The organism is Nocardioides sp. AN3, assembly GCF_054653495.1.
Genome location: NZ_BAAIGC010000028.1, coordinates 1 through 19,047, shown reverse-complemented (window position 1 = coordinate 19,047; position 19,047 = coordinate 1). Strand labels below are relative to the sequence as shown.

General features: G+C 66.8%; 22 protein-coding genes. 17 read left to right on the top strand and 5 right to left on the bottom strand.

What is annotated here, in order from left to right; all coding sequences use genetic code 11:
* Nucleotides 1-239 precede the first annotated feature (239 nt).
* Nucleotides 240-704, top strand: a complete 465-nt coding sequence (locus ACYQ1K_RS22325) for a hypothetical protein (RefSeq protein ID WP_459985520.1) — start codon at nucleotides 240-242, stop codon at nucleotides 702-704.
* Nucleotides 705-1,278: 574 nt separating this feature from the next.
* Here ACYQ1K_RS22325 and ACYQ1K_RS22320 read toward each other — a convergent pair.
* The 3 genes from ACYQ1K_RS22320 to vapB all read right to left on the bottom strand — a co-directional run bounded on the left by ACYQ1K_RS22320 (nucleotide 1,279) and on the right by vapB (nucleotide 2,346).
* Nucleotides 1,279-1,548: a hypothetical protein gene (locus ACYQ1K_RS22320; protein ID WP_459985519.1), complete on the bottom strand. Its 270-nt coding sequence runs from the start codon at nucleotides 1,546-1,548 to the stop codon at nucleotides 1,279-1,281.
* 175 nt (nucleotides 1,549-1,723) lie between these two features.
* Complete coding sequence (locus ACYQ1K_RS22315) at nucleotides 1,724-2,134, bottom strand: PIN domain nuclease (protein WP_459985518.1); 411 nt, start codon at nucleotides 2,132-2,134, stop codon at nucleotides 1,724-1,726.
* Entirely contained in the window at nucleotides 2,125-2,346 is a 222-nt protein-coding gene (gene vapB / locus ACYQ1K_RS22310) for a type II toxin-antitoxin system VapB family antitoxin (RefSeq protein ID WP_459985517.1), read from the bottom strand. Before vapB ends, ACYQ1K_RS22315 begins: the two co-directional genes overlap by 10 nt.
* Nucleotides 2,347-2,728: 382 nt before the next feature.
* On the opposite strand from vapB, the gene ACYQ1K_RS22305 reads away from it, so the two are divergent.
* From ACYQ1K_RS22305 to ACYQ1K_RS22255, 11 genes are all read left to right on the top strand, one after another.
* Nucleotides 2,729-3,718: a Gfo/Idh/MocA family protein gene (locus ACYQ1K_RS22305; RefSeq protein WP_459985516.1), complete on the top strand. Its 990-nt coding sequence runs from the start codon at nucleotides 2,729-2,731 to the stop codon at nucleotides 3,716-3,718.
* A 33-nt stretch (nucleotides 3,719-3,751) separates the two neighbouring features.
* Nucleotides 3,752-4,888 carry an alpha-hydroxy acid oxidase gene (locus ACYQ1K_RS22300; RefSeq protein ID WP_459985515.1) on the top strand — a complete coding sequence of 379 codons (1,137 nt, stop codon included), beginning with the start codon at nucleotides 3,752-3,754 and terminating at the stop codon, nucleotides 4,886-4,888.
* Nucleotides 4,889-4,925: 37 nt separating this feature from the next.
* On the top strand, nucleotides 4,926-5,912 hold the full coding sequence (locus ACYQ1K_RS22295) for an NAD-dependent epimerase/dehydratase family protein (protein ID WP_459985514.1): 987 nt from the start codon (nucleotides 4,926-4,928) through the stop codon (nucleotides 5,910-5,912).
* 42 nt (nucleotides 5,913-5,954) lie between these two features.
* Nucleotides 5,955-7,670, top strand: coding sequence for an IlvD/Edd family dehydratase (locus ACYQ1K_RS22290; RefSeq protein ID WP_459985513.1), 1,716 nt, complete (start codon nucleotides 5,955-5,957; stop codon nucleotides 7,668-7,670).
* 7 nt (nucleotides 7,671-7,677) lie between these two features.
* On the top strand, nucleotides 7,678-7,803 hold the full coding sequence (locus ACYQ1K_RS22285) for a hypothetical protein (protein WP_459985512.1): 126 nt from the start codon (nucleotides 7,678-7,680) through the stop codon (nucleotides 7,801-7,803).
* A complete protein-coding gene (locus ACYQ1K_RS22280; RefSeq protein ID WP_459985511.1) occupies nucleotides 7,803-8,699 on the top strand; it encodes an SMP-30/gluconolactonase/LRE family protein in 897 nt (298 codons plus the stop codon). Before ACYQ1K_RS22285 ends, ACYQ1K_RS22280 begins: the two co-directional genes overlap by 1 nt.
* Nucleotides 8,700-8,726: 27 nt before the next feature.
* Nucleotides 8,727-9,584, top strand: coding sequence for a fumarylacetoacetate hydrolase family protein (locus tag ACYQ1K_RS22275; protein ID WP_459985510.1), 858 nt, complete (start codon nucleotides 8,727-8,729; stop codon nucleotides 9,582-9,584).
* A gap of 8 nt (nucleotides 9,585-9,592) precedes the next feature.
* Nucleotides 9,593-10,609, top strand: coding sequence for a zinc-dependent alcohol dehydrogenase (locus ACYQ1K_RS22270; RefSeq protein WP_459985509.1), 1,017 nt, complete (start codon nucleotides 9,593-9,595; stop codon nucleotides 10,607-10,609).
* Nucleotides 10,610-10,623: 14 nt separating this feature from the next.
* Complete coding sequence (locus ACYQ1K_RS22265; RefSeq protein WP_459985508.1) at nucleotides 10,624-11,364, top strand: SDR family NAD(P)-dependent oxidoreductase; 741 nt, start codon at nucleotides 10,624-10,626, stop codon at nucleotides 11,362-11,364.
* 73 nt (nucleotides 11,365-11,437) lie between these two features.
* Nucleotides 11,438-11,662 (top strand): hypothetical protein, encoded by a 225-nt coding sequence (locus ACYQ1K_RS22260; RefSeq protein WP_459985507.1) that lies wholly within the window; start codon nucleotides 11,438-11,440, stop codon nucleotides 11,660-11,662.
* Nucleotides 11,663-11,949: 287 nt separating this feature from the next.
* Nucleotides 11,950-13,275, top strand: a complete 1,326-nt coding sequence (locus tag ACYQ1K_RS22255) for an IS110 family RNA-guided transposase (protein ID WP_459985506.1) — start codon at nucleotides 11,950-11,952, stop codon at nucleotides 13,273-13,275.
* A gap of 72 nt (nucleotides 13,276-13,347) precedes the next feature.
* Here the strand turns inward: ACYQ1K_RS22255 and ACYQ1K_RS22250 are convergent, their stop codons facing one another.
* Nucleotides 13,348-14,412 (bottom strand): CPCC family cysteine-rich protein, encoded by a 1,065-nt coding sequence (locus tag ACYQ1K_RS22250; RefSeq protein ID WP_459985505.1) that lies wholly within the window; start codon nucleotides 14,410-14,412, stop codon nucleotides 13,348-13,350.
* Between the two features lie 294 nt (nucleotides 14,413-14,706).
* Between ACYQ1K_RS22250 and ACYQ1K_RS22245 the strand changes: the two genes are divergently transcribed.
* The gene (locus ACYQ1K_RS22245; RefSeq protein ID WP_459985504.1) at nucleotides 14,707-14,994 is read left to right on the top strand and encodes a hypothetical protein; all 288 of its coding nucleotides are present in this window, start codon (nucleotides 14,707-14,709) and stop codon (nucleotides 14,992-14,994) included.
* A 169-nt stretch (nucleotides 14,995-15,163) separates the two neighbouring features.
* Complete coding sequence (locus ACYQ1K_RS22240) at nucleotides 15,164-15,514, top strand: hypothetical protein (RefSeq protein ID WP_459985503.1); 351 nt, start codon at nucleotides 15,164-15,166, stop codon at nucleotides 15,512-15,514.
* A 150-nt stretch (nucleotides 15,515-15,664) separates the two neighbouring features.
* Here the strand turns inward: ACYQ1K_RS22240 and ACYQ1K_RS22235 are convergent, their stop codons facing one another.
* A complete protein-coding gene (locus ACYQ1K_RS22235) occupies nucleotides 15,665-16,333 on the bottom strand; it encodes a potassium channel family protein (RefSeq protein ID WP_459985502.1) in 669 nt (222 codons plus the stop codon).
* A 659-nt stretch (nucleotides 16,334-16,992) separates the two neighbouring features.
* Here ACYQ1K_RS22235 and ACYQ1K_RS22230 point away from each other — a divergent pair.
* The 3 genes from ACYQ1K_RS22230 to ACYQ1K_RS22220 all read left to right on the top strand — a co-directional run.
* Complete coding sequence (locus tag ACYQ1K_RS22230; RefSeq protein ID WP_459985501.1) at nucleotides 16,993-17,979, top strand: nuclease-related domain-containing protein; 987 nt, start codon at nucleotides 16,993-16,995, stop codon at nucleotides 17,977-17,979.
* Nucleotides 17,980-18,110: 131 nt separating this feature from the next.
* Nucleotides 18,111-18,605, top strand: a complete 495-nt coding sequence (locus ACYQ1K_RS22225; protein ID WP_459985499.1) for a hypothetical protein — start codon at nucleotides 18,111-18,113, stop codon at nucleotides 18,603-18,605.
* A gap of 227 nt (nucleotides 18,606-18,832) precedes the next feature.
* On the top strand, nucleotides 18,833-19,047 hold a 215-nt coding region (locus ACYQ1K_RS22220), incomplete at its 3' end, for a hypothetical protein (protein WP_459985497.1).

Here is a 19,047-nt window from a genome sequence, read left to right as displayed (position 1 = left end):
CGAGGTCGACGATCTTGTCTTTCAGCCGATGGACTCTCGTCTTGGGCTTCTCATCGGTCACTGGTCAAGGCTAGGCGGGATCGGCTCGAAGCACATCGGGAACCGATCGATTTTGCTCGCGTCGTGGCTCCTGCAAGTCGGGGGAGGAACCCGGCGGACCCAGAGCGACGTATGTCAGAGGGCGCTGACCCGGCGGTGTGACGCACCCGCCTTGGGACCGCGGGGTGTACAACCACAGTGTGGTTGACATTCCCGAAGGGGCTGACTGGTCACCCGCTGACCATCCGTACGCCATAGCGGTCTCCGAAGCGATGTGGTGGCGATGTGCTGTTCAACTCGCGGTGGTGCGGCTCGGCGATGCAAACGACCTCCGCTCAGCGCCGGTGAGTTCGAAGCAGGTTGACGCACGGAACCTGGTGTTCGCATTAGTGCAGTTGCTCGCTGCCGAACAGTTGGAACAGGTGGCTCTAGCCGGTTTGGGGGTGGAAGCCAACATCGGCGAGAAGCTCGCGAGTGCACGAGATCGCTTCCTCACCGCGCTGCCCGGTATCGCGGAGATGCGGAACGCCCTTACGCATTTCGACGAATGGGCCCTTGGGTACGGTCGGGGTCCGCAACGTAGAAGTGTCGTCGAGGGTTCGGAGCGGCGAGACGTCGCCAGTGCCTTCTGGGGTTCGGATACGGCTCGAATGAGAAGGTGGTAGGGCTCGGGCCGTTCAAGATCTCGGTCTCGAACGCGCTTTCAGCCGCGCTCATGCTGGAGCGGGCGATTGGCGCCGCCGCCATGGAGGTTGACCGTCGTTCTCAGTGACCGGAGTCGGACTCGGCGGCGTGACGCAGCCGTACGGCAGGCTGACCAAAGGGGAGGCCGTCGACGACGTCGACTTTCGAGGTCGGCGTCCTACTCCATGGCCCGCTTCCACTCTGCTGAGGGACTGCACTTGTGGTGCAGACCGAAGAGCCGAGCGGGGAACCACCACTTGACTGCGCGACCGACCGCGTTTCGGCGATACCAACAATCCCGGTCGCAACCGCATTCGCGATTGCGCGGATTGTGTATCCGCTGCAGCATCGTGCGTGACACGCCCTGACCTACGCGGTGTGGGAACCATCAGTCGGGACTGCATCGGTAGATCTGAGCCCACCGGGCGGGCGCACAGGGCTGACGCGGCGGAAAGACGCGCCTTCGGACGCGACCCCCATGCCGCGGCTGTGCACGCTGCCGCCAGCATCGCCGGGAGAACGGCGCAGCAGCCCACTGCGCAGGCGGCAGGCGAGCTACTCGGCTCCGCTGAGGAGGATGATGAAAATGAGCAACATCAGACCCAAAGCGACCGCGGCGAATATCAGAGCCCCAGACGCGAACAGCAGCCGCCGAGATACGGAATGGTCGGCCTCCAGTCGCGATTCGGCGAGCCATACCTCAAGCACGTAGCGCGGGGCCCACTCGACGTGCGGATCGATGGCTTTCAGCAACGCCGCGATGCGGATGATGTCACTCACACCCGGAGCCGTGATCCGCACCCGACCGGCCGCGTCGGCCTTCATGCTCCGCACGCTATCGCCTAGCAGCTCGTGGCGGGAAGCCGCTACTGCCATTCGGCCGGCAAGACGAGCGGCGCGATGTCATCCAAGGCGGCGATAAGACGCACCCTCGACGGTCCGGCGGGTCGCGGCAGACAACCGGCGGTGTGACGCGGCGACGTGACGCTGGCGCCACCGTTCAAAGACGGACGCGTTCGCAGGTCTGGCCGGTGACCTCGGCGATCAGCTCGAAGTCCTTGTCCAGGTGCAAGACGGTGATGCCGGTGAGCTCGGCAGTGGCTGCGATGATGAGGTCGGGGATCGATGGGGTTCGGTGCTGGCCCCTGCCGGCGAGGAGTTGCTGCACCTCGAGCGCGCGGTCCTCGATCGTAGGAGTGAGGTACTCAATCGGCATCGCGGATATGGGCGGGGTGCTGAACGTGGTGCGGGCTTGGGCGGCGTTGCGCGCCGAGTAGCCGATCTCGAGCCGCGTCATCGTTGTGATCCGTACCAGGCCACGTTCGATCCGGTTCGCCCACTGCTCGGCGTCCGGGCTGTCGCCCAGGCGCACGAGGGCCGACTTGTCGACCAGCCAGTTGGTCACTGCCACGCCGCGTCCATCACCTCTGGGTCGGCCAGGTCGGCGAAGTTGCTTGCGAAGGCGCGCAGGTCATGGCTCGAGACTCCGGAGCTTGACACGGCCGCGTCTGCGGTCAGACGGCGTCGGATGTACTCGGCGCGTGAGAGGCCCAGGCGTGCGGCGTGGGCGTCCACTTCCGCCAGGACGTCCTCGGGGATGTCACGGATCAGTACGTCGGCCATCTCGACCACCTCCTAGATATCTCATGATATCGCACGCGACGGCGAACGGCGTACTGGGCCGTCGAGGCGAGCTCCGGTGGCGCCGCAGCGGGTTCGATCAAGGCTCGCTCGGGGAGCGAGGTTGCCGCGCAGTATGGCGATGCCGCCCTCGGCATGGGCAGCGGCTTGGACGGAGGACTGAGTGGGCGGTCATCGAGGTTGTCGATGGCCTGGATCGGCAATGAGGGGTTCCCGACAGAAGCCGGCCTGGCCACAGTGGGCTTCTCATCATGGGAAAGGACCAGGTGCAGCGCGTGGGAGTGTCCATGTTTCGCGACCGGCCAGTCGTCGGTAGAGGTAAGTCGGGGGGCCGCCTCGCCCTGAGACTCATGGGCGAGCGAGGGTGAGCACGGTGCGCGTGGGGATCCTCGGCGCAGGCGGCATCGCGGAACGCGCGATGGTTGAACCAGCCCGGGTCGTGGAGGGTGTGGAGGTCGTCGCCATCGGCGCTCGTGACCCGGGGCGGGCGGCCGACTTCGCCCAGCGCCTCGATGTGCCGGCGTCCGGCGGTTACGACACCGTCTTAGCCCACCCGGAGGTCGACCTGGTGTACCTCGCTCTGCCGCCGATCGTTCACACCGAGTGGGCCTTGCAGGCCCTCGCCGCCGGGAAACACGTCTTGTGCGAGAAACCACTGTCCGCCAACGAAGCCGGAGCGAGGTCGATCGCCCATGCGGCCGCAGCACGGGGGCGCCGAGCGTTCGTGGGCTTTCACTACAAGTTGCACAGTTTCAACCGACAGCTCTTCGAAGTCATCGCCTCCGGGGTGCTGGGCGAGGTCCGCGACGTGGAGATCGACTTCTCGATCCCGCACTTCGTCGTCAAGCCCGGGAACATCCGGCTCGACGGGGACCTGGCCGGTGGGGCCGTGATGGACGTCGGCTGCTATGCCGCGGACCTCCTTCGAGCGACCCTCGGTGAGCCGACCGTGGTGTCAGCGGAGGCCCAGCTCTATGCGGACGATCCCCGCATCGATCTGCAGACCGACGCCGTGCTGAGCCTGCCTGGCGACATCCCGGCCCGGGTACGTGCGTCGTTCATCGGCGACGACCGCGGCAGCATGTCTGTGCGGATGATCGGCTCGGACGCCCGGCTGGAGGCCACCGGCGTCATCGTGCCGCAATTGGGCGCAACGCTCACCGTGACGTCGGGCGAGCGAGTGTTGGTGAAGGAGAGCGGCGCGGAGGGCGAGAACAGCTACGTGCGGCAGCTGGAGCACTTGGTCGCCGTACTCGACGAGGGATCCCCCAGCATTCTGGACGCCGATCAGGCGGTCGGGACCATGCGGGTCGTGGATGACATCTACCGGGCGGCGGGCCTCCAGCCGCGCTGAGCCGCCGCACCACTGTGAGGAAGAGAGACAACGATGACGACCGAGACGACCGAGCGGAAGGCCGCCGAGCCGACCTCCGAGCCGAACCCGGAGCTCGCGGACCTCGGTGACCTCGGGGAGCTCCGCGTCGCGGCGCAGCGGCTGATGCCGGAGGCGTACCGCGACTTCGTGAACAACGTCGGAATGGAAGAGACGCTGAGCGCTGACCTGGCGGCGTGGGAGCGAATCCTGTTGCGTCCTCGCGCTCTTGTCGATGTCAGCGAGATCGACACCGCCGTGACGGTCCTCGGTCAGGAGATCGCGGTGCCGGTGATCACCGCACCGTTCGTCGGTTCTACCTTCGTCCACCCCGAGGGGGAAGTGGCGACGGCACGCGGAGCAGTCGCCGCTGGGAGCATCACGACCCTCAGCATGACGGGTACGCGCGCCCCGGAGCAGGTCGGCGCGGTGGCGGCGGGACGGTACTGGCAACAGCTCTACTGCGTCAGGGACCGCTCGATCGTCAAGGACGTGGTCGATCGGGCGGTTGCGACCGGAGCCGTCGCCCTGTGCCTGACCGTGGATCTGCCCGTGATGCCGTCGTTCTCACCACCGATGCGCCGAGCATCCGAGGCGCTCGGCGAGCTGTGGCGCACCGATGCGCACGCCATGTACATCGCGCGGGACTACGCCGACAGGCCGTTCGGTGCCGCATTCCCCGATCCGGGCGTCTCGTGGTCCGACATCGAATGGTTGCGGAGCCTGTCCGAGCTCCCCCTGATCCTCAAGGGCGTCATCCGTCCTGAAGATGCGGTCCTCGCCCGCGAGCACGGCGCGGCCGCCGTGATCGTGTCCAACCATGCCGGTCAGGGCCTGAGGTCGTCTGAGCCCGTGGCGCACAGCCTCCCCGCGATCGTCGACGCTGTCGGGGGTGACCTGGAGGTCTTGGCCGACTCCGGCATCCGCTCCGGCCGTGACGTGCTGCGCGCTCTCGCATTGGGCGCACGGGCCGTGCTGATCGGCCGACCGATCATCTGGGGTCTCGCGGTCGGCGGTGCCCAGGGAGTGGAGCGTGTGTTCGAGATCCTGCGCGGTGAGCTGGCCGAGGCGATGGCCCTCACCGGCGCCCCGCGGATCGCCGACATCGACCGGTCTGTTCTCTCCCCGCGCTCGATCCACGGCCAGGCCTGACACTGGCGCGAGCCCACCAGCGAGCACAGGAGAACGGGTGAAGATCGGGATCGTCGGCGGCACAGGCACCATCTCGACCAGCGTGGTCACGGCGCTCCTCGAGCGTGGACACGACGTCACGTGCATCACGCGCGGCCTCTCCGGCGACGTCCCGGACGGGGCCCGGGTGCTGGTCGGTGACCGCAACGACCTCGACTGGTTCATCCCGGCCGTGCGTGCCGCTTCTTTCGAGGCGGGCATCGACTTCATCAGCTATCAGCCCGAGCAGGCTCGCGCCAGTCTCGAGGCGTTCCGGGGCGTGGGGCGCTTCGTGCACACCTCCACCGTGGCCACCATCGGGGACGACTTCGACTGGCTCCCGGCCACGGAGGAGCATCCACTCCGTCCGACCCATCCCTATGGGGTGAACAAGCTCCTCATCGACCGCATGTACCAGGCCGCGTACTTCGCCGAGGACTTCCCCGTCACGATCCTGAAGCCGTCAACGACGTACGGACAGAACAACGTCATCCGTCAGATCGGGTGGGACACCACCTGGGTGGATCGCATCAGGCGAGGGCTGCCGATCGTCAAGATCGGCGAGGGTCACCAGCTGCACCACATCCTCCATGCCGAGGATGCCGCACTCGGCTACGCCGGTGTGCTCGAGCACGACCACTGCGTCGGTCAGACCTATCACCTCGTCAACCCGCTGCACACGACGTGGGACGAGGTCCATCGCACCGCCATGCGACTGCTCGGCCGTGAGGTGGAACAGGTATCTGTCGCCGCAAGCACGCTCCAGGCTCTCGATCCCCAACGGTTCATGCTCGTCCCGGGAGTCCTCGCCCGCAATCAGCTCTTCACCGCGGCCAAGCTGCAGCGGGACGTCCCGGAGTATCGCCCCGCCGTGTCGCTGGAATCGGGATACGCACGAGCGTTCGAGGCACTCGATCGTGGGGACGGGATTGAGTCATCCCCCGTGGGCGGGTGGGAGGACCGAGTCATCGATGAGCAGGGCGCGGCCGTGAGACGGATCCTGTGAAGCCCTTCACTTCGGCGAACAAGATCTCGAAAGTTGGAGAGCATGACCGACCTGCGCAGCAGTGAGTGGTACGGCGGCGACGGCCGCAACGCCTACATCCACCGTGCATGGATGCGTCGTGGACTCCCGACCTCGGCCTTCCACGACCGCCCGCACATCGCCATTGCCAACACCGCGTCCGACCTCACCCCCTGCAACGCCCACCTGACGGAGGTCGCGGCCTCGGTCAAGAACGGCATCTACGAAGCGGGCGGCATACCCCTTGAGCTCCCCGTCGTCTCCCTCGGAGAGACCCAAGTCCGCCCCACCGCCATGCTCTGGCGCAACATGGCAGCGATGTCGACCGAGGAGATGCTCCGGGCCAACCCCATCGACGGCGTCGTCCTCCTCGGCGGATGCGACAAGACGATCCCGTCCCTGCTGATGGCGGCATCCTCGGTCGACCTGCCCGCAGTCGTCGTGCCCGGCGGCCCCATGCTCACCGGCCACTTCCGCAATGAGGCCCTCGGATGTGGCACCGACGTCTGGCGTCTCTCCGAGGAGGTCCGCGGCGGCACCCTGAGCGACGCGATGTTCCTCGAGAGCGAGTCGTCCATGATCCGCAGCAAGGGCCACTGCAACACGATGGGCACGGCATCCACGATGGCGCTCGTCGCCGAGGCCCTCGGAACCATCATGCCGGGCCTCGCCGGCACGCCAGCCCCCGACGCCCGCCTACTGGAGGCCGCCCACGAGACCGGACGGCTCGCCGTTCAAATCGTCGCCGACGACCGACGTCCCTCCACGTTCCTGACCAAGGCGAACTTCCACAACGCCATCGTCGCCCTCGCCGCCATCGGCGGCTCCACCAACGCGGTCGTGCACCTGCTGGCTATCGCCGGACGCCTTGGCGTCGACCTCACGATCGACGACTTCGACCGCATCGGCGCGAAGGTCCCGCTGCTGGTGAACCTTCAGCCGGCCGGTCAATACCTGATGGACGACCTCTACCGAGCCGGCGGATTCCTCGCCGTGATGCGCGAGGTCCGCGACCTGCTGGACCCCACCGCCCTCACCGTCACCGGCCGCCCCTTCGTCGACTACCTCGACGACGCGCAGATCTGGGACCGTGACGTCATCACGCCACGCGACCAGCCGCTCAAGCCGGCCGCCGGCATCAGCGTGCTCCGCGGCTCGCTCGCCCCGGGCGGCGCGCTCATCAAGCCGGGCGCCGCCTCGCCACACCTGCTCCAGCACCGCGGACAGGCGGTCGTCTTCGACTCGATCGAGGACTTCCACGCCCGCATCGACGACCCAGACCTCGACATCGACGAGAACTCCGTGATGGTGCTGCGCGGATGCGGACCGAAGGGATACCCCGGCATGCCGGAGGTCTCCAACATGCCCCTCCCGACGAAGCTGCTCGAGAGGGGCGTCCGGGACATGGTGCGCATCTGCGACGGCCGGATGTCGGGAACCGCCTACGGAACGGTCGTACTCCACGTAACACCCGAAGCCGCGACAGGTGGACCGCTCGCAGTGGTCGAGACAGGCGACTGGATCATCCTCGATGTCGCCGCCGGGCGCCTCGACCTCGACGTCCCCTCCGAAGAACTGGCAGCACGAACGCCCAACAACGCGACCGTTCGGGGATTCGCCAACCCTGCGCGCGGGTGGGAGCGGCTCTACGTCGACCACGTGCTGCAAGCAGACCAGGGTGCCGACCTCGACTTCCTCGTCGGAAGGACCGGCTCGAAGGTCTCACGTGAGTCCCACTGAGACGCTCATGGCAACAGATTCCGTGCTCGTCGCACGACTGCGGGACGCCTGGGGCCACGTCGGCACACGCGCGAGCGACCGGCTCGCCGCGGCTGCCGGCTCACAGGCCCACGCCTCGCGCGGGCGGTCGTGATGGACACCTACAAGGCCGTCCCGCTCCTAGGCACGGCGGAGGTGGCAACACAGAGACCGCACTACCTGGCCGAGGGACCCATCTGGGATCCGATCCGCTCGGTCGTGCTGTGGGTCGACATCATGGACGGTGCCGTCTACACCGGGCGCCTGACCGACCAGGGACGGATCGACGCACAAGACCGGATCGAGTTTCCCGACACCGCAGGAGCGGTCGCCATCGCGGCCACGGGGGACCTCCTGGTCGCCGGGACGCACCGGCTCTACTACCGAAGCCCTGGCGGAGACATCGAGGCAGGACGCCAGCTCATCGACGGCCACCTACGCAGGTTCAATGACGGCAAGCCTGACCCTTCCGGCCGCATGGTCCTCGGAACCAAGGGCCCCACCAGTTCCGAGCGGCTGTTTCGCATCGACGCGGGGGAGACGGCCACCGTCCTCGACGAGGACCTCACCCTCGCCAACGGGCTCGCCTGGAGCAGCAGCGGTCGGCGCCTCTACACCATCGACACCTTGACGAATCGGATCTTCGTCCGCGACTACGACCCGGAGACCGGCTCCGCTGGGACACGAACGCTGCTCACAGTCCTCAACGAGGGCCACCCGGACGGCATGACCACCGATGCCCAGGACCACCTGTGGGTCGCAGTCTGGGGTGCGGGCTGCGTTCTTCGCCTCTCGCCCGAGGGCGAGATCATCGGTCGCGTCGACGTGCCGGCCCCCCACACCTCCTGCCCCGTCTTCGCCGGGCCCGACCTCGACACCCTCGTCATCACGACGGCGACCGAGGACCTCGACACCAGCCAACAGCAGAGGTTCCCGCTCTCGGGTCGGCTCTTCACCTTCAAGCCCGGCGTCACGGGCAATCCACCTCATCTGTGGTCCGGAACTCGCTAGCCCGCCACCTCCCTCGGAAGGAACACCATGAAGCTTGTCCGCATCGGAGATGTCGGCGCCGAGCGGCCCGCCGCACTCGTCGACGACGAGCACTTCGTCGACCTCTCCGACGTCGTCTCCGACTTCGACGAGGAGTTCTTCGGCAGTGGCGGCCTCGAGCGGATCGCTCCCATCGTGGCCGAGCGTGCCTCCACCGCGCGCCAGCCGCTCGCAGGCCAACGCCTCGGCGCACCGATCGCCCGGCCGCACCAGATCATCTGCGTCGGGCTCAACTTCAGCGACCACGCCGCCGAGACCGGTCAAGACGTACCGAGAGAGCCAATCCTGTTCACCAAGTCGCCGAACACCCTGATCGGACCCGACGACGACGTACGAATTCCCCGCGGTGCCACCAAGCCCGACTGGGAGGTCGAGCTCGGCATCGTCATCGGCAAACGGACCAGCTACCTCGACTCGGTCGAGACTGCCGCCGACCACATCGCCGGCTGGGTCCTCGTCAACGATGTCAGCGAGCGCTCCTTCCAGATGGAACGGGGCGGCCAGTGGCTGAAGGGCAAGTCTGCCGAGACCTTCAACCCCGCCGGGCCTTGGCTTGTCACCCCCGACGAGATCGACGACGTCCTTGCGCTCGACATGTGGCTCGACGTCAACGGGACGCGGCGCCAGTCCGGCTCGACCGGCACGATGATCTTCGACCCCTATTTCATCGTCCACTACATCAGCCAGTTCATGGTTCTCGAGCCCGGCGACCTCATCAACACGGGAACCCCGCCGGGCGTCGGCATGGGCTTCACGCCGCCGATCTGGCTCCAGCCCGACGACGTGATCGAACTCGGCATCAGGGGGCTCGGTCGCCAGCGCCAGCGCGTGCTGGCACCCCGGTAGGGCGCGGCGTGCGCGCCTTCGTCCTTCACGGGCCACGCGAATGGTCTGTCGAAGATGTCCCCGCACCCGAACCGGACCCGAACGAGGTCGTCATCGACGTCGAGCGGGTCGGGGTCTGCGGCACAGACGCCGAGTTCTTCACCGGAGAGATGGCCTACCTCCATCAAGGCCACGCCAAGTACCCAATGACGCTCGGACACGAATGGTGCGGAACCGTTCGAGACGTCGGTGCTGGCGTGGACCCTGGCTGGCTGAACCGGCGCGTCATGGGCGACACGATGCTCGGGTGCGGGTCGTGTCGGCGCTGCCTGCGCGGACACCAGCATGTCTGCGAGGAACGGTCAGAAGTCGGTATCCGCAACGGCCGGGCCGGAGCGCTCGCCGAGCAGATCGCGGTACCGGTCTCCTCCCTCCACGCGCTCCCGTCGACAGTCGACGTCACGGCCGGCGCGATGGTGGAACCCGGGGGCAACGCGTGGCGGGCCGCCAGTGCGGCACATGCTCGTCCGGGAGACCGGGTCCTGGTCCTCGGCCCTGGCGCGATCGGCACCCTCACCGGGCTCTTCCTGCGCGCTGAAGGCGTCGAGGTTCACTTCCTCGGGCGCTCGGAGGGCTCGTTGAGCTTCGCGCGGCATCTCGGCTTCGACGACGCCTGGACGACCGACACGGTCCCCGACGCCGCCTTCGATGCCGTGGTGGATGCTTCGAACGCAGCAGACCTGCCCGCCTATGCGGCCGAGACGGTCGAACCCGGCGGCCGCGTCGTCTACATCGGGCTGGCCGGAAACCCCAGTCTGGTCGACTCCCGCGTACTCGCGCTGAAGGACGTCACGGCAGTAGGGATCCTGTCCGCCTCACCCGGGCTCGAGGCCACCATTCGCGCCTACGCGACCGGGCGCGTCGACCCGAGACCGCTGGTCGCCGCGACGGTCGGCCTGGCCGAGGTCGGTGCCGTGCTCGAGGGTGAACGTCCGGCCGACGCTGGCCCAGGCCCCAAGATCCTTGTCAATCCTCACGTCCTCTAGCAGGAGATGCGCACATGAATGACTTCGACGGTCTCGTGGCCGTTGTCACCGGCGGCGCCAGCGGCATCGGCGCGGCAGCGGCAGCATGCCTCCGTCGCCGGGGCGCTCGGGTGGCTGTGCTCGACATGAACGTCTCAACGGTTCCGGCTGACCAGCTTGCCGTCACCTGCGATGTGACGGACACCGAGTCGGTGGTCGCAGCAGTCGCGGCCGTCGTCAGCGAGTACGGCGCCGTCGACATCGTGGTGAACAACGCAGGAATCGGCGCGATCGGATCGGTCGACGTCACCCACGAAGCCGAATGGCGGCAGGTACTCGACGTGAACGTGATCGGCACGGCACGCGTCACCGCCGAAGCGCTGCCTCACCTGCGACGGTCCAACCACGCCTCGGTGGTGAACATGTGCTCGGCGGTCGCTTTCGTCGGAGTGCGCAACCGGGCCGCCTACAGCGCGAGCAAGGGTGCCATCCACGCGCTCACCTTGGCGATGGCAGCCGACCACGTCGAGGACGGCATCCGCGTCAATGCGGTCGCTCCCGGAACCGCTGATACGCCATGGATCACGCGTCTGCTGGCGCAAGCCGACGACCCGGACGCCGCGGCCGAAGCCCTCCGAAAACGGCAGCCCATGGGTCGCCTGGTCACTGCCGAGGAGGTCGCAGTCGCGATCGCCTCGCTTGCCTCGCCACTGGCCGCATCAACGACAGGCGCCATCCTTCGCGTCGACGGAGGGATGACAAGCCTGCGGCTGTGAGCGCGGCGGAAAGACGCTGCCAGGCGGCTGGCCTGGGTGACACGTGAGCACCGGCCGCCGGTAGCGTGCCTTCATGACAGACGTTGTGCTTCGTGTCCGGTTCACCAGCGGTGAGCACACTGACGTGAGGTACGAGGATCCAGATGCGACCGATGAGGACAAGCTCGTCGAACGCGTTGTAGCAACGTTGGCATCTGAGCCAGGTGTCCTTCGTTGCCAGCACGGGGATCGGCTGCTCGTGCTATTCGCGCGGGGCGTTGCCTCCATCGAACTAGGGCCACGAGGCGCGATCCTCTGACTAGAACCGGCGTCATGGTCGAGCTGATCAATGGCGGCTACTTGTTGACTTCTCTTACGGCTCCGGCCCGGCCAGGCTGGTGTCGAGGTGCTCGACGGGACGCTCTCTATTCGCGGCTGCCCAGCAATTTCGGATGTTGTGGCTCTCTTTCGGGCTGCGTTCTCGTCGAGCGCCGTGGTGAGGTTGTGGCTCAAGAGGGGACTGCCCCGAGCTCCAAGTAGCTCTGCCCTTCCTCGCCGATCCAGGTAGCAACTGAAGAGGACGGAGGCGAGAAGGAGATGGGCCGGATGATCGTAGGGGTCGATCCGCACAAGCGGTCGGTGACCATCGAGGTCATCGACGACCAGGGCGTGGTGGCCGCCACTGGCCGGTTCGGCACGAAGAACCGGGACTACCACTCGATGCTGGGGTACGTGCGCCAGCAGTGGCCCCATCACCGGTGGGCCGTCGAGGGCGCTCAAGGAGTGGGTCGACCGCTGGCGCAGCGGCTGCTGGCTGACGGCGAGACGGTGGTCGACGTGCCCGCGAAGCTGTCCGCCCGGGTGCGTGTCTTCGATACCGGCAACGCCCGCAAGAGTGACCCGGTCGACGCGCATGCGGTCGCCGCGGCGGCGCTACGCAGCTCGAAGCTGAAGGTGCTGACCTTCGACGAGGAGCTGATCGCGCTGCGGTTGCTGGCCGATCGTCGTGATGAGCTCTCCGCGCTGCGGGTCCAGACCGTGAACCGGCTGCACCGGCTCCTCGCCGAGCTCATCCCCGGTGGCGCGCCACGGAACCTGACCGCGACCAAGGCGCAGAAGCTGCTGGCTGGGGTGAGACCGCGGACCGTGGTGGGCAAGACGACGCGGCGGATGGCCGCCGAAGAGCTGGCGGACCTGGTCCGCGTCGACCGCAAGCTCAAGGCGATGCACTACGAGCTCAAGGCCGCCGTCCTGGCTCAAGGCTCGCATCTGATGGACCTGCATGGGATCGGCCCGGCGGGAGCCGCAAGGATCTTGGCCGATGTCGGTGATATCGCCCGCTTCCCTGACCGCGCCCACTTCGCCTCCTGGAACGGCACCGCTCCACTGGACGCCTCCTCTGGAGACCACACCCGGCAGCGCCTGTCGCGGGCCGGGAACCGACGAATGAACCACGTCCTCTACGTCGCCGCGATCACCCAGATCCGGCAAGAGTGCGAAGGGCGCCGCTACTTCCGACGCAAGCTGCAGGAGGCCAAGACCGGCAAGGAAGCACTGCGCTGCCTCAAGCGGCGCCTCTCAGACCTGGTCTACCGGCAGCTGCGAGCCGACGCGGCCGCGGCCGCAGTCGGTTCGGCAGACGCGACACACCAGGCTCAGGCGGGCCCGGGAGGGCACTCGGGGACGACTGCAAAGTCCAGCGTGGCCGACCTGTACACCCCGGTCGTCGGCTCTTCGGACCAGCCACAGCCCGAGCCCGCAGCACCGACGCTACCCTCCCGACCACGACCTCGAACACCCCACGCAGCTTCGGCTCCACCGCCCCCGCGCCGGCGTGCAGGAGCCGTCAAGATGGAGCGCCCCACCGGACGAACGACCTTGACGGCGACAAACACCGGCGCACACTCAAAGGCGCCGAACCCGGGTCCTTGACACAGAGGGGACCCGGTTAGACGCACCGCTCTGGGCGTACTGGTATCTGGGTAGATCCGGACGACAACGTCATCAGGGCTCGGTCGGAGTCTGTGTTGCCACGACGAACCGAGGGCGGCGCAGCGCGCCGATCGTCCGCCAAGGGCGCCGCGTCGCGCGGTATCGCCACGCGAGACGGAAGGAGTCGATCGGGTGCCGGTAGAGCCAGAACCGGTCACTGATCACTCTCGCGGTCACCTGGAGCCCGAGCTCGGTCTCAGGGTCATCGTCATCGACCTGGCCAGGTAGGGCACGAAGCCGTGCGGCAATCTCGTCGATCGGTTGGCCGTGCCCGGTGCGGTGCAGCTCGGTCCATGACTCCCGCCGGAGCACCATCGTCGCATCGTGGTGCCGTCGATATGCCTGCTGTGCTCGAAGATCGTCTCGGATGGGCGCTGGCCACGTATCGACGTGGTCCTGGGTGGCGGGATTGTGCCAGCCTTCGTGCTCCAGGAATGCGATGGAGACGCAGTTCGGGCTGTACATCGCCGAACCTTCGTCGACAGCGGGAAGCAGCGCGGTCACGATGCTCAAGGCGAGTTGGTCGTCGCCCTCCTGGTACGCCGTGAGGACGCGGCGGGCCGCGGCGTGACACACGTCGAACGCGCCGGCCACGCCCCAGCGTCGTTCAGATGCGGCGATCGCCTCGCGAAGCTCGGGCACCTGAGCGCGAAGGTGTGCGACGAATCGATCATCGTTGGTTGGCTCCCGGGCCGGCAGCGGCAGCCGGTGCTGATCACCGTTCCAGTAGGTAGGGCGCCAGTAGTAGAGCGCTTCGGTATTCACCGGCCATCGGTCGTCGTCCAGCGCAGGGACGGTCCAGTCGAGATCGGGATCGAAAGGACGCCAGCCCTCGTCGACCGGCTCGTCCTGCCGGGGCTTGCGGACCTTCCGCTTGAACACCTGATCCATCGCGCCGAGCCGTCGATAGACCTGCTGCGCCTCGGCAAGGCTGATCCCGTTGGCACCGTCGGGGCTGAGTGGATAACGCAGCTGTCCGCCGTCGTCCTCCCAGAAGCAGATCGGGCAGAGCTCGTAGTCTCCCGGTCCCTGAGGAAGAGTGAGGTGGCCACAGCACGGGCACGGGAAACGACTCACCGAACTATCCTCACCTACGCGTCCTCGCTGCGACGGCGAATGGCGATACAACGCTCTGTGTGCCGTAGCCGAGACGCGGCTGCTAGACGCACCCCTTGGAACGCGCGACTCGCGGCAGACTCCGCGTGCGCCGCGTGGGCACTATCCGGTCGCCCATAGCATGGGCGCATGTTCTCGCGTCGCAGGCGACCGCCGCCTGATTGGGACCCGAGCGTCGCGGCCGTCGAGGCAGTTCTCCAAGCGGCTGCATCTCGCTCAGGCGGGGAAGACCTGCACCGAGATGGGCGGCTGCGGGTGACTCATGCCGTATGGCTCTGCGCGTGCGAGACGCAGTATGAATCGCCGGTTTGGCTCATCTACGCGGCCGGTGAGGACGGCATCGGCTGGCAGCGGGTCGCCCGGTGGACGGGGGACTCGGACATCGTCGACGCGGAGCATGCCACCGGCGGCCACCCGGCCCCTGAGGACGTCTTGGAGTGGCTGCGCGGCGTGTGGCCCGACCCTTGGCGTGGCCACGGTGACTTCCCCCAGGACGCCTTCATTTACGAGGAGCTTCAGCAAAGGATCATCCGCTCCAAGTAGCACCTCTCGGAGCGATTCGAGCGCGGTGTCTCCGACATGACGGGTCATCGGCAGATCCGGTAGGTCGTTAGCGCCCGAACGCGGAGCCGAAGCGACGCACCCGGCGGTGTGGCACACCCTCGGCGCCTGAGCTCATCGCGGCAGATCCGGTAGGTGGGATGCTGCGTCCGTGCCTGACCACGCCGACTACCCCGCTAACGTCTTCACCTGTTCTGCTAATGCGCCGAACGGTGCGAGGTACTTCATTCAGGTGGTGCCTTCCTTCGGCAGCGTCGGACCGACCGTCCTTGCGTATGGAGACTCGATCCGCCAAGGGCCGATCCTTCGGCTCGTGAACCGCTTGCTGGTTCGCGTCCAGCCGGCAGCGAGACGAGTCGATGGCCACATGCTGCTCGTCACAAGGGTCGATGACGACGAGCAAGTCCTCATCGAAGACTGCGCGAGTTTGGGTGCTGGCCGCGACAGAGCCCATGAAGTTGCACAGCAGATTCGTTCGGGCACATTCAGTCCGGACGCCTGATCGGCGGTGCGTCCACACGCCGTGACCCGCCAAGGCCCGGCAGCGGTCGCCAACCATCGGCGGATCCCATACTCAGGCACGCCGACTGGCGGCGGATAGCCGCGTCTCGTCACGATAGGTCGCGGTCGATCCGACGTGCCCTTCACAAAGTCAGCCCGCAACGTCGTGCTCTCGGGCCGCCCGTTCGTCGGCCACGCGTCCAAGAATCCAGGTCGCCACCGATGCGGTGACTGCGCCAACGACGCCGATGCCGATGATCATGAGAACGACGGCGATGACGCGCCCTTGGAAGGTCACCGGATATCGGTCCCCGTAGCCGACGGTCGTCACGGTAGTTGCGGCCCACCACAGCGCGTCCCCGAAGGTCGTGATGTTGGCTCCGGGCGCGTCCTCCTCCGCATCCAGAGTGGCGAGCGCGCCCACAACAACTGCCATGACCGCCGCACCGGACACGTAGACCAACACCCGCCCGGCCAGGTTGCGTGCCGCTGACCGGTCGAGGATGCGGACGAGAGTGAGGAGGCGGAGTAGTCGTAACGGTCGAAGCACTGGCAGCACCACGAGCGCCACGTCATACCAGTGCGCCAGCGCGTAACGGCGCACATCCTCGGCGAGCCAGAGACGGATGGTGAGGTCTATCGCGAACGCAACCCAGACCGCCCACGACACCGCGATGAGGAACGTGCGTAGGTCGGGGTCGATGCGGGGGTTGAGCACAGGCCATGCGTAGGCGACGAGGAAGGCTAACGCCAACAGGATGAGCGGTACTTCGGTGCGGCGTTCCCACCGCTCGACGGCCGTGAGGTCGGGAGCGGTCACCACGGGTCGATCGCGGGTCGCGAGCGAGGGACACGGGGCACATACGCAAGGTAAAGGGGGGAGCGCTTTTAGCGGCTGTTGACACGCCCGAATATCGCGAAGTGCCGACATCCCCAAGCGCGGCCCGGAGGACTCGACCAAGGCGTGGGATCACCGCACATCGGAGCCATGACGTGAATAGAAGCATCGCTGACAAAGCCATACTCGCGGCGATGCGACACACCTCGAAGCCGACGGTGTGACGCATGTGTATCCGGCTCAGACGCGCCTCACTTCCGATCGAGCGCTGCCGCTGCTGAGAACTGCAGCAATCATGAGCCGAAGGAAGAGGAACATAATCCGAACGGTCCACACCATGACTTGAATCGTGAGACTGACGATGATGAACATCAGCGAAAACACCATCCCGATCACGACTCGATCGTCGTAGATTCGCGTGAGGGAAGGATGCGTTTCGCGCCGACTGCCGACCAGGGCTTTCTGAGGTCGACTTCACGTCTGTCTCGCGGAGTGACCGCCATCGCCCTCACGCCCAACGCCTCGCTATCGGGACGTTCGTCCCTGATGCTCTTGAAGTGCTCGATTCGGTTGGATGCGTCTGGGAACGTTCGGTGGGTGAGTAAGAGCCGGCCGCACCCGCCGAGCACGGGGCGCTCGGCATGCCGTCGACGCTCGCAGCGAATGTGTCGTGGCGCAACGAGCCCGGAGTCAGCCGCGCATATACCTGGCTCGACGACGGCACTGTCGTCGGCTATCGCGACCTCGTCACCGGTATTGACCAGCCTGCGTCAGCGGACTGGGTCGATCTGCTGAAGGTGTCGGTCGAGAGCTGGCTGGCGACCTACGGGGTGCCGCATGCGCGCATCGGACCAGAGCGCGAACCCTTCGTCATCCCACCACGAGACGGTGGATTCCGGAACCGGTGGCGGCGCCGCAAGGCATTGCGTCAAGACGCCGTGAACAGGCAGGCCTGGGCGCGGTGGTGGCTCGATCACCCGACTTGGCGGGGGCCGATCGATCCTCCGCACGGAGGTTGGCGCGACCTCGTTCGCAACGAGGCGGGCGACGCGCTGTGGCGGCGGGCGGCGTCACTGCCCACGCCCGGATTCTTCGATCATGCTGGCCGACACGAGCTGCGGGCATGGCGCACGGGAGCTCTCGGCGAGGAGACCGTCGCCCGCGACCTATGGCAGCTCAGCCGTAACGGACTATGGCGCCATCTTCACTCCGTACCCGTCGGAACCCACGGCTCCGACATCGACCACATCCTCGTCGGCCCCGGCGGCGTCTTCACCCTCAACACGAAGAACCACTGCGGCGCCAACATCTGGGTCGACAGCAACACCTTCATGGTCAACGGCCAGAAGCAGCCTTACCTGCGCAACTCCCGCCACGAGGCGGAACGCGCCAGCAAGCTCCTCACCCGAGCCTGCGGCTTCCCCGTCCCCGTGTACGCCGTCGTGGTGGTCGTCGATCCGCGCAACCTCACGATCCGCCAAGACCCGACCGACGTCGCGATCACTACCCGTCGCCGCCTCAAGAGCTGGATCTCGACGCAGCCGAACCTGCTCGAACAGACCCAGGCCGACGCAATCTTCGATCAGGCGCGCCGCTCAAGCACCTGGACGGCGGCTCGGGGCACGTGACAACATGCGCGCAACCGAGCGGAATGACGCACTGCTGCCCGGTGACGAGGCGCGTGAGCGCAGCCCGGTCTGCCTGGGCCGATCATCGTCGGGTTCGAGGCATGTTGTCGTCCGGCGTCTAGGGTGCGGTGGTGGACGTCGCCGCGCTTGTCATCTCGATCCTCGCGTTGGGTGCAGCTATCGCGTCAGCGGTCTACTCCCGGAGGCAAGCGGGGTCAGCTGAACGGACCGCGCGAGTAGAGGAGCAGCGGCGTCGCGATGAGCGTGCGCCGACGTTCGAGGCCACCATTGAGGACGTCAATGGAGACGGATACTTCTACCGGTTGCGTCTCGTGCTCACGTCGAACGAGGAACTGGAAAGGGTAGAGGTCAGGCTGCCAAGAGGCTGCTCCTTCGCCTTTACCGAGCACGTGCTCGGCGTCAAGGCACCCGACGTCGCCGATTCGACGACCGTTTCTGTTCTGCCGCGAGCGAGGGACCTTGCTTGGCGTGTTCAAATCGTCAGCGAGCATCATCGAGGGGACGAATGGCTGGAGGTTCGAGCCATTTCGTCCCGTGACGGCCAGACGTGGACCGTTCCGGTTCTGGTTCAACCGCCGTACGGCCCCCTGAACAGTGTCCCGTAGCCGCCTGACTGTTTGCCAGGTTCCGAACTCGGTCGCCTGATCGCCAGGCGGCTACTTGTTGACACGCCTTGTCCGGGCGACAGCCGAGATCAGCTTTGCGCGAAGCTGCTGACCCGCGAGTGAGCCGCACCATGGGCGGCTAGGCCGGCCTGACTCTTCGGAAGTGACCCGAACCCGGTGGCGTCGTGTTGTCGTGTAATCGCAGGCTATTGGCCTAGCGTCACGTCATGACTGATCCCGCGCGATGGGTGGTTACGGTTGTTGTGTCGATGCTCGCGGGCGCTGTAGGCGCTGGGCTCGTCCTGTTCGCGGCTGGTCGGCCGCTCGTCGACCATGCATATGAGCAAGATGGTGGAGTCGTGACCACGTCTGTCCTTACGGACGAGTTGCTTCCCGTGCGGACTGACGTTGACGACCTGAGCAGTCGAACCGACGACCTAAG